General features: G+C 48.6%; 5 protein-coding genes. 1 reads left to right on the top strand and 4 read right to left on the bottom strand.

Translation table 11 applies throughout. From position 1 onward, the window contains the following. Positions 1-601 precede the first annotated feature (601 nt). A complete protein-coding gene (locus tag QUA00_RS09200; protein WP_445305728.1) occupies positions 602-3343 on the bottom strand; it encodes a family 10 glycosylhydrolase in 2742 nt (913 codons plus the stop codon). Positions 3344-3863: 520 nt separating this feature from the next. Beyond that, the gene (locus QUA00_RS09195; protein ID WP_333409412.1) at positions 3864-6602 is read right to left on the bottom strand and encodes a DEAD/DEAH box helicase; all 2739 of its coding nucleotides are present in this window, start codon (positions 6600-6602) and stop codon (positions 3864-3866) included. 264 nt (positions 6603-6866) lie between these two features. On the opposite strand from QUA00_RS09195, the gene QUA00_RS09190 reads away from it, so the two are divergent. Continuing rightward, on the top strand, positions 6867-8000 hold the full coding sequence (locus QUA00_RS09190) for a succinylglutamate desuccinylase/aspartoacylase family protein (protein WP_333409411.1): 1134 nt from the start codon (positions 6867-6869) through the stop codon (positions 7998-8000). Positions 8001-8238: 238 nt separating this feature from the next. Here QUA00_RS09190 and QUA00_RS09185 read toward each other — a convergent pair whose 3' ends face one another. After that, positions 8239-8463, bottom strand: a complete 225-nt coding sequence (locus QUA00_RS09185; RefSeq protein ID WP_333147720.1) for a hypothetical protein — start codon at positions 8461-8463, stop codon at positions 8239-8241. A gap of 159 nt (positions 8464-8622) precedes the next feature. After that, a complete protein-coding gene (locus QUA00_RS09180) occupies positions 8623-11133 on the bottom strand; it encodes a phosphodiester glycosidase family protein (RefSeq protein WP_333409410.1) in 2511 nt (836 codons plus the stop codon). Positions 11134-11171: the final 38 nt, after the last annotated feature.

The following is an 11171-nucleotide window of genomic DNA, read 5'->3' as shown; positions in this document are numbered from 1 at the left end:
GTTGACTGTTGACTGTTGACTGTTGACTGTTGACTGTTGACTGTTGACTGTTGACTGTTGACTGTTGACTGTTGACTTGGTGTCGAAAAACTCAATGGTTGACTGTTGACTGTTGACTGTTGACTGTTGACTCGGTGTCGGAAAACTCAATGGTTGACTCTTATCCGATGCAACGGGAAACGATATCACTCATTATCAAATTGTTTGAGTTCGACGTTTAAGAGTTTTGAGGACTTCCGTCCTCACTAAGTAAGTAGGTGCAAATAAACATTACATGGTTCGGGCGGGTGAGAGGACTCATCTACTCGCTTCGATCGTGGATCTTAACTCAACCCTCCCTGATAAGATACTATGGTTATTTGGCGATGACCTACTTACAAACTTAAAGTTCGCGATCGCACTTCGACTCAAGACAGGGGGTTTCGGGTTCGCTCAACCACCGGGTTTTTTACTGAATCTGCGAGCTCGAACCAAGTATTGCTGTGAAAAAACCAAGGTGAGGATTACCCGTGGATCGTGAACTAACTTAATTAGAGTACGATCGCCCAAATGTTAGCACGATCGCACTATCCACAGCAGCACACACCCGAAAAATCTATATTTACCTGCGATTCAACTCCATCCTTTCGCCGTAACGTAAAAGCATATTCAAACTCTCCAAACGATTTTGCCAAGTTTGCACCTGATAGCTATTTTCTGCAGAATGCAAGCGCATCGAAGATTGAAATTGAGATTGAAAACTCCCCAACAATCTTTTAGCAGTTGCTAAACTTTCTCTCGAAGGATTTGCCGCCAACTTGCTCAAAGCTTGCGCCAATTCATCGGCTCGACTTTGCAAAACTTTTAGTTCAGATTCCGACACCCGCAACTGATTGTTAGCCAACAAAAAACTCCATTCCTGCTTGAGAGCAGTATACCGCGAAGCCGCCGCCGCAAACGGCTGTCGGTAAGGAATCGGCTCTGCAGCAGAAGTGGAACGCACTGGCGTGCCTTGAGTGCGGTTAAAAAACCCCTGCATCCCGCTGCTGATACTTTCCACCGCAAAAATAGCATAGCCCCCAGTCGGCAAATCGCGCAAAGCTTGAATTTGGTCGATCGCCACAACTTCCGGGAGAGTCAACAACTTAACCGACGGAGAAATCAAAGCCGAACCGAGCATTTGTTCCTTTACCAGCGGTTCCGTAATGCGCTGAAGTCGGTTCGTATCCAAAGCATAAGTCATCGGCACAATCAAATCTACAATACCTTGACGAGCCCAAACTTCCCAATTTTGCTGAATTTTGTAAATCCGCTGACTTTCCGGGTGAGGAAACACCGCCACCGACAGAATAGTGCGCGGATAATTCTGCCGCAAAAGCTGAGAAACTTCAGCTACAAAACTATTAATTTGATTAGTTTTAAACTCAACCCACTGCCGCCATAAACTGCCGTCCCTGGGGGAAATATTCACCGGATCAGCACCAGTCAACTGCTTAAATTGCTGCCTTCCCGCAATACCGTAACCGTAAGTAAAATTCGCATTGTCATCTTGAAAAGGATAGCGAATATAGTCTAATTGCACCCCATCTACTTTGTAGTTATTGGCAATTTCGCTGACAATTCGCAGCAAATAATTCCGCGCTTCCGGGTTCGCCGGATCGAGATAAAATTTACCATCGTTAGGATTTTGCCTGCGTCCTTTATTGTCAATATTTGCCCAATCTGGATAAGCGGAAAGCACCGGCCCAGGATAAGAACTAGGCTGGCCAATTAAAGTATTGTGGCGCTTATTTCCTGTGGCAAAAACCCAAACCCAAGCGTGCAGTTCCATGCCTCGCTCGTGGGCTAATTTAACCGCAGATGCTAGCGGGTCCCAGCCAACAGTCAGGGGATTTTGTTGCGGTGCAACTTGACTGGGATAAATGGGATATCCGGCATTCAATGTTTCAAAGAAAACAGTATTGATACCGGCGGCGGCGAGTCGATCGAACACTGCCGCCAAACCCTGTTCAGATCGCGCTGCGACGATCGTCCCGCGATCGAGCCAAACCGCGCGAATTTCCGCCCCAACGCGCTGTCCTTCCTTCGGGTAATTTTCCCACAGCAACTGCCGCGCTTCCACCCACTGCGATCTCGCCTCCGCGTAGTTTTGCTCTTGCAGGAGTTGGTCGAAAGTTTGCAGAACCTGCCGCGCTTGGGCGATCGCCCGTCCCCTGATCGCTTGCAGAACAGGGGTGCGGCTGGCTGCCGGGCCGCCACCGCCCTGTTCTGCAGCCAGCAGTTGAGGGGAGGTAGCAGCATTAAGATTGATGGCGGTATTGGCTGAATTAGATGCTGTCAAGGCGCTTTCAAACCGGCCGAGGAGGTTAGTGAGTTCTTGGCGCATCAAGTACGCTTCAATGCTGACGATCGGCTTATTGGAATTGGGCTGCACGTCCAAACCCGCCGGCGCCGCCTGATCCGAAGGGTCTGTAAAAGTTGCAGGTACTGGATCGGGAAGCGAGCCAGAGGGAGAAAGTCGGCTCAGCGGGGTACTACGCGGCAAACTAGGGCTGTTTCTACTGACTCTGGAGGGGGGACTTGGCAGTGGGATCCCGGCAGCAGTGGGTGGCGCTACAGGCTGCGAAGCGATTGTGCCTCCCCAGCGGGCGATCGAGGCTTGCAGCCAAGCCTTATCTACATTTGCCGAACCGTCGCTACCCCAGCGCCAGCCGAGATAGGTAGCGCGATCCGTGGCGATGGCTGCGGAGGAACCGGAACTATCTTTCCAAGTAGCAATAGTTTGACTGTTTGCATCAGCCGGAATCAAGACACCGCCTTGGACTGAGGCATTTTTTTGTTCTGGGGGCATCCAACTGCTAGAAGTAGTGCAAGCGAGATCCCGACAGCGGCTGCGCGGTTGCGGCGTCGCCGGTTGGGTTAACGGAAAAGCCCAATAGGCCCCAAGGAGCGATCGCAAAGATTGGCGCACCAAAGCCGGGGAACTGCGGCCGACTGGGCCCGAAGCAATCAAGCGGCCGCCCTGGGAGACCCAAGCTTCTAAAACTTTAATTTGCGTCGGACTCAAAGTTTCAATGTTGGGTAAAAACAGCACGTTAACGCCTGTTAAATCCGCCAAATTTTTGATTTCTTCGAGATTGATTGGTTTGTAAGCAATGCCGCTTTCCCAGAGGCGCGTGGTAATCTTTACCCAGTCGGGAGAATTCTCGGAACTGCGAACAACGCCCAGAACTACTTCTGCGAAACTCGGAGAGGGAAATAGGATGAAGAGATTGAGTAATGTACTCGCTAGAGTTCCAATTAAGACTCTTTGCAAGAAAGTGAAAAAGCGATTTTTTTTAGCCTGGGAGCAGGCATCAGGCATTTGATCGGGATTTTTGATTTGTTGCATAAATATGAGAATTACTCACCACAGCGCTAAAGAAAAATTTAATAACAATTAAGAGCGAGCGCTCGATCCGCACCATACAATTTTCTATCCTGTTCTGCAACCTGAATCAGGAAAAAGTGCGATCGATCGATTTTAGATTTTAGATTTTGGATTTTCGATTAAAATGTGGGTGCATTTGCTTGAAAAACCAAAAATACAATTTAGATGCGGGACAGTTGACAGCCCGTTGGTGTCAACAAACACGTTAAACCGACCGTCTCTCTTGTTTGTAGCGAAGTCTAGATCCCCCCTAACCCCCCTTAATAAGGGGAGTAGGGGGTGGGACAGGAGTCTGCTCAAAGTCAACCCCTACTCCCCAACAATCAGGGGGATTTAGGGGGATCTAGACTCGGCTACAACCCTGATTTAGAAATGGTTTCAGGCTTAACTTGACCCTAATGCTTACAGCCAACTGTCAACAGCCAACTGTCAACTGTCAACTGTCAACAATTTTCTAAGTTGCAGCTTCATTCACCGGGAATCGATCGATTAACTGCATCGCCCGACAAGCATTCCTCCGCAAAGCATCCGAAACATGAGGAACATGAGGAATCTGAGACAAGAAATCCAAAGTCCGGCGCAAAATCCGCACCACATCCCCTTCATCCAAACTCGTATGGCTAATCAGTTCCAGCCATTCAACACCCAGAGCCCACTGCTCAACCAAAGTCACTAAATCCCGTTCCAGCCAAATCGGGATTGCAGCTTCGTGGCGGTACTGCACTTGAAACAATCGGCGGCGCAGGCCTTTTTGTAGATTGTCCAAAGGTGCCAAAACTTCCGGCGACAGCGAGTAGTGAGTCCAACTGTCGGGCCTGGAAACTTCTGTAACTAAGGCCGCGCAAGCAGCAGCGAGGTGGTGGGGGTCGAGTTCGTCAAACTCTGCAGACATCAGGGACAAACCCAGCCACAGTTCGTTATCGCCACGAATGGCGGCGCAAGCTTGGCCCAAGATTGTGGGTACCAACCTGTCGGAGGAGTCATCTCGGTTTCCAGTTGCCGAAACTACTCTTTCCAAGCAGCCAAAATTCAGCAAGATGTCGATTAAGTTGAGAAATTGCTCCCAGTAGCGAGCTCGTTGCTTTTCTAACTCTTGTTCGCTTTTGCGGATTTCTTTTTTCAATTCTTCCCGGCGGCGCTGGCGTTTGAGCAAAGTACCGGGATTGCCCCATTCTAGAACCGGGTGAATTTCTAGCTTAGCTTCTACGGCTGCGATTTTCCGCTGTTGCTCGATCGCCTCTGGGCTCGGTTCTGGTGCGGGCAATTCTGGGATCGATGCAGCAATTGAAGCAGTTTCTTCATTTGCCAAGCGGCATTGGCCGAGTCTCAGGAGCATTTCCGACGGCGGGTTCAAGGTATCTGCAACGGTCAAGCGGGGTAATTCGGCGTGCAGACTCGCGACATCGCTAATGGCGACGACATACCAGCGGTTATCTTTGCCCAAGCACACCAAATTTGGTGCTTGGCCGGAACCTGGGATTTTGGCAACCAATACGGCGGGTACAGGATTTGTGTGCGATCGTTTAGCTGTCGGAACGTGCTTGCCTTTGAGACTCAGAACCGTGCCGAGCACTGCAAAAGCCACAGCTACGGACATCTCCTTAAATCTGGCTTCTTCAGCTTGCTGCAATAGAGTTTTCAGCAAACGTTTGTCTTCTTTGAGTCTTCCCTGCAATTTTTCGTAATGAGCGAGCTCTTTTTCCAGGGTGGAGACATTTCCTCCGGCCGCCAGGGACTGTTCAAGCACCGCCAATTCTGTTTGCAATCGGTCTAATTCTTCTTGCTGCGGCTGCAAGTACAAGGTAGACAGGTATTGACCAAAACTCCGCTCTACCAACTCTTGAGCTTCGTCGAGAGTGTGAGTTTGCAGCAAATTCAGCACCATGCCGTAGCTGGGAGTAAACTGACTGGCGAGGGGGTCGGCTTTGGCTGTTGCCAAATACGAGGCTTCTTTTGCGCCTTCAAAGCGCGTCTGAACTGCGACCACGTGCCCCAGCTTGTCCATGCCCCGCCGACCCGCCCGACCGGCCATTTGCAGGAATTCTGAAGCGTTTAGCAGTCGGTGTCCCTTGTCGGTGCGCTTGGACAGGGTGGAAATGACTGTGGTGCGGGCGGGCATATTAATCCCGGCTGCTAGGGTTTCGGTGGCAAATACGACTTTTATCAAACCTCTGCCAAAAAGTTCTTCTACTAAACCTTTCCAAGCGGGCAAAATGCCTGCGTGGTGGGCGGCGATGCCTTTTAAAAGTGCTTCTTTTTGACCGAAGCGTTCTGCTTCTGGGTTTCGCTGTAAAAAATCGTCAATGATGCGTTTGAGTTCGGCTGTTTCGGCTTCGTTAACTAGGGAGAAATTGCCGACTTCTGCGACTGCTTGGTCGCACCCGCGACGGCTGAAGATGAAGTAAATTGCTGGTAGCATATCTCGATCGTCCAACCGCGCCAAAACATCGGTCAAACTTGGAGTGGGGATGCTGCCTCTTTCTACTTTTTGCCCCTTCTTTTTGGGGACTAACCGGACATTGGCTCTTTTGCCGGTCTCGTCTAGCAGGGGAAATATCCCTTTTTGGTTGGCGAAGTGGAATTGCAGCGGTACTGGCCGAAAGTCTGAGTAGACGAGCTCTGTGGGCCCGTGGACTTTGTTAATCCAGTCTGTGAGTTGGTCGCTATTGGCAACGGTTGCTGAGAGGGCGAGTAGTTGAATTTCGCTCGAACAGTAGATGATGGATTCTTCCCAGACGGTACCACGCTGGCGATCGTTCATGTAGTGACACTCGTCGAGCACCACGGTTTCGACTCCGGTGAGGGAAGTACCGACTTCTCCGATCGGCGTACCGTAGAGCATATTCCGAAATATTTCGGTAGTCATCACCAAAATCGGCGCATCTCGATTGACGGAGATGTCGCCCGTCAGCAAACCTACGCTGTCGTCTCCAAATTGACTGCGGAAGTCGCGCAGCTTTTGGTTAGAGAGTGCTTTGAGGGGAGTGGTGTAGAAGACGCGCCGCCCTCTGGAGAGTGCTTGATGGATGGCGTATTCCCCGATTAACGTTTTCCCAGAGCCTGTGGGAGCGCACACGACAACCGATTTACCTGCATCGAGGGCGGCGATCGCCTCTCTCTGAAAGTTATCTAGCTCGAAGGGAAATATGGTCTTCAGATCCAGCTCTGGGCGGTTCTGGGCAGTGTCTGGCACAAGGATTATTATAAGGTTGCAGGGTAAGTATGCTTAAATCTTGCTGAAAGCAAGTCAGCAGAGGACTGTATTGATTTTAGACCAACGCCCGCAAATCGGCTATGAAGTCATTAGTCATTAGTCATTAGTCATTAGTCATTAGTCATTAGTCATTAGTAACAATTACCCGTTACCAATGCCCCATGCCCCATGCCCCATGCCCCATGCCCCATGCCCCATGCCCCATGCCCCATGCCCCATGCCCCATGCCCCAAGTTTCCTTCTATGATTCCTGTTATTTCGACTATTCCTGTGGTGCAGCTTGCTTCGGGCGATCGGCTTTCACTGCAAGTCTATCAGTTCCAAGGTGCGATTCCCGGCAAAAAAGCTTATCTCCAATCTAACCTCCACGGCGCTGAGATTAGCGGTAATGCTGTGATTTACCAATTAATTGAGTTTTTAATGTCTTTGGACAGCAGCCAGTTAAGCGGGGAAATTTGGCTAGTTCCTGTTTGTAATCCTGTAGGTGTCAGTCAGCGATCGCACCATTTTTCTCCTGGTCGCTTCAATCTTTATGATGGGGTAAATTGGAACCGGATTTTCTGGGATTTTGAAAAACAAGGGGAAGATATTCTGGGTTTTGCTAATTCTCACCTTCATCTCGATGCCGATACTGTCAAAGTTAATTACAGAAAAGCGATTGCTTTGAGTTTTGCGAAAGAGTTGGCAAAAATTAACGCTCCTAGTTGCCGCCCCTACAGCGAACTTTACCGATATCAGCTACAATCTTTGTGTTTGGATGCTGACTACGTGCTGGATTTGCACAGTTCTACGAATCAAAGTTTAGATTACCTTTACTGTTTTAATTCCCGCGAGGAGAGTGCGAAAGCTTTTTTGCTCGATCGGGCTATCTTGATGAACGAGTACGACGGCGATGCTTTTGACGAGGCGTTTCTCAAGCCTTGGCTGGCTTTGGAGAAGATTTTAGCAGAGTTGGGAAGTGCGATTCAATTTGACGTGGAAGCTTGGACTTTAGAATTAGGTTCGGGGATGGAAATGAATCCCGAGTCTGTGGCGAATGGCTTGCGGGGCATCAAAAATTACTTAGCCAGTAAGGGTTTATTGAAAATAGATGGATTTCCTCTCCCGAAAACTGCGAATCATCACGTTATTTTTACCCCCAAGAATTCAGTGTTCAAATACTACGCGCCGGCGGGCGGGATGATTCAAAATCGAGTGCAATTGGGGAGTTATGTCAAAAAGGGCGATCGGCTTTATCAAATTCTCAGCTTTAATAAGAATGGGGAATTTCCGAGTTTGGTTGATGTTTGTGCTGAGTCGGATGTTTTCATTTTTGATGTTTCGACAAATCAGTCAGTAAATCAAGGAGAGTATGTGTTGTCTGTGATGGCAGATTGAGTTGTGTGAAGATTGTAGGGGTTCTCGCATTCGGGCGAGAGATTTTGAGGCTAACCCAAGACTTTTAGATCCGAATGCGAGAGTCCAATCCACAATGATAACAACATTCTGTAGGGGCGGGTTTTACCCAAAATCTCAGCCTAAGACCAATAATCTCATAAACCCGCCCCCACCCAACTGTAAATCTCAATCTACCTCTTGCAATAAAAAAGTTACAGTGTCAATATGAAATCAATTATCATATACTATTGAATAGGGCTTGTTTAAATTCCGCTGCACTTTGATAATAAATATCAGGATTGTCAATTAAAGCGCGATCGATAACTGTAGCTAGCGGTTGAGGAATCGCAGAAGTGCGATCGCGCACAGGAACCGCATCATTTTGTAAAACCGCCAAAAACAGGTCTTGCTCCTGCAAATTGCGCGGGGAATATCCCGTTATCATCACATACAAACAAGCCACTCGATTTGCGATTTTGGATTATAAAAACTTCTACTCCCCCCCTGCCCTAGCCCCTTTAATAACGGGAGAACAAGAGTTTGTAAGGTGCGTCAGTGGGGAGATTCTCAATTTTTGAGAAGATAACGGACGCTGACGCACCCTACAATTTAAGGTGACGGTTTATGGTTGAATGAAAATACCGATCGCATTATGAACTCTCGCAGCAGTAGACGGAGGTCGATCGAGCAAACTACCTCCCAAATACAAACTCGTCGAACTTCCCCCATCCAAATTTAAAGCCTCCACAGCACCCATTTGCTGCAATATCTGCGCCAGTTCTGCGAAATTTGGCCCCGCCCCGCCCGCACGATTGTGCACCGCTACAATCAGCAAATTCCCCGCAGCAGTTCGCCCGATCGCACTTCTAATTGCTGTCTGTCTAACATAGGCATCGCTAAACCCTTCTGCCTTAGCATCCAGCACAACTTGACTGTTTTGTACCAATACCGGCCCGCCGCCCAGAATGTACGGAAAACGGTTGAAATCAGCAGGAAAAGTGTTAGTTTCTAAACGCAATAAAGTGCCGATGGAGAGTTCAGATGCAGGAAACAAATCGGCACGCAAAGCCAAAATATAACCGTTAGCTGGAATGGGAAAAGTTGTTGTTCCCGCCGCACCTCCGGGGGATTGGCTGACAACTCGCTCGCCCGCAACTGTCACAACTATTTCATTGCCAGACAACGGAGTATAAGTTGTTCCCCAATCAGAATTGTAGCGACCGATTCCCGGTTGTACGTAGGCACTATTGAGATGAGAAATCGGCAAAATTTGATTTGCCGAAGTGATCGCAGTTTCTTGCAAAGTTAAACGATCGATCGCAAATTCTCCCCGATCGTTCCATGCGATCGCCCCCCGGTTCAATATCGGCCCGGAAAGCCATTTATTTTCCCGCCGAATTGCCCCTAAAGCTAAGCGATTAATTCGATTGAAAAAACCTGCATTAATCGCCGCCGCCGCACCCGAAACTTCTGCTGTTTGCAATAAAGGTGCAGTGCCTTGATCGGCAGGCGGATTGCTGAGAATTGGTCTAATTTTTACACCAGCTTGACGCGGATTAACTTCTAACCAAACTACTGGAAAACGCGCGGTTCCTAAATTCTGATACTGCTGCCGCCACTGCACACCGGGAGCCCAAACAATGTTTTTTTCTACTAACGAATCTGGGCGAATGTCGATAACTAATCGATTGGGATTTCCCAGGGTGAAAACTTGCGGCCGCCAACCCAAAGGAATCGTCACTTTGACTTTGGTTTGAACGCCGTCAGGTTCGACTTTTAGTGATAGCAATTGTTTGCTGGTTGAGAAAGTCTGCTGAATTATGGCGGGTGCGACTTTGGCATCGATCGCGATCGACCATTCTTGACCGGCGATCGGCGCTGCGGGCGTTATTTGCAGCGGGAGAGCGGGTTTGGTCGGGTCGTCTGGTGTTTCGAGGTTTGGCGCTGTGCGGAGGCTTGGGATTGGGATAGCGGGCTTTGTGGGGTCGTCCGGGGGGTTGGGTGTGGGTGTCGGCGACGGGATTGGTTTATCGACAAAGTTGACTTGCCAAGGGGTTGGTCGATCGATATCTACTACAATGCGATCGCCCGATTCTATTTCTGCTTGCCGAATTCCGGTAACACTTGCAGTTTGAGAAGTAATTTTTAGAATATTCCCATCAGCAGATATCTCCCAGCCCGCAAGTCTAGCAAAATCGGTAACATCTAAGTAACGATACGAGCCTGTTGCCCGCGCTGCTAAGCTTTGAGCGCCGATTAAAGATACCGAAAACCACTGCACCGGTTGTTTGATACTGTCGGCGCTGCTAAGCAAATCCACTCCCGCACCTTGCATCAATCCAACGTCAGCAATCCAAGTTCGGAAATTCCCAGAAGTGCTGTTTGCCGGCTGCTGAGTCCAACTTAGGGGGAGAATGCGGCCGTTTAGGGACACTTGGCGGCCTTGTTTGATTATCGAAGATGGCGGTACAGATTGAGCCAAAAACCTATAGTCCGACAGGGAATGAATTCCCTGTCTCATAGCTGAAGTCCTCTCAAGAGGACTATCTGTCAATATTTCAGTCGGTTTTAACTGAGATATTGCACCATTTTCAATTACTTGTTTAGCAACAGGCAAGATGCCTGTTTCACAAGAAAATTCACTCTTTGTGGAACGGGCATCTTGCCCGTTTTTGAGAATGGTGCAAGATGCAAGTTTTAACTGAGATGTTGCACCATTTTCAATTACTTGTTTAGCAACAGGCAAGATGCCTGTTCCACAAGAAAATTCACTCTTTGTGGAACGGGCATCTTGCCCGTTTTTGAGAATGGTGCAAGATGCAAGTTTTAACTGAGATGTTGCACCATTTTCAATTACTTGTTTAGCAACAGGCAAGATGCCTGTTCCACAAGAAAATTCACTCTTTGTGGAACGGGCATCTTGCCCGTTTTTGAGAATGGTGCAAGATGCAAGTTTTAACTGAGATGTTGCACCATTTTCAATTACTTGTTTAGCAACAGGCAAGATGCCTGTTCCACAAGAAAATTCACTCTTTGTGGAACGGGCATCTTGCCCGTTTTTGAGGATGGTGCAAGATGCAAGTTTTAACTGAGATATTGCACCATTTTCAATTACTTGTTTAGCAACAGGCAAGATGCCTGTTCCACAAGAAAATTCACTCTTTGTGGAAC

Source organism: Microcoleus sp. T2B6, from assembly GCF_036700475.1.
GTDB lineage: Bacteria > Cyanobacteriota > Cyanobacteriia > Cyanobacteriales > Microcoleaceae > Microcoleus.
The sequence above is the reverse complement of the archived record's forward strand: the minus strand, read 5'-3'. Positions and strand labels throughout refer to the sequence as shown.

Coding starts and splice junctions, on each gene's coding strand:
- QUA00_RS09190 (WP_333409411.1), top strand. CDS start 6,867: ATGATTCCTGTTATTTCGACTATTCCTGTGGTGCAGCTTGCTTCGGGC.
- QUA00_RS09200 (WP_445305728.1), bottom strand. CDS start 3,343: ATGCCTGATGCCTGCTCCCAGGCTAAAAAAAATCGCTTTTTCACTTTC.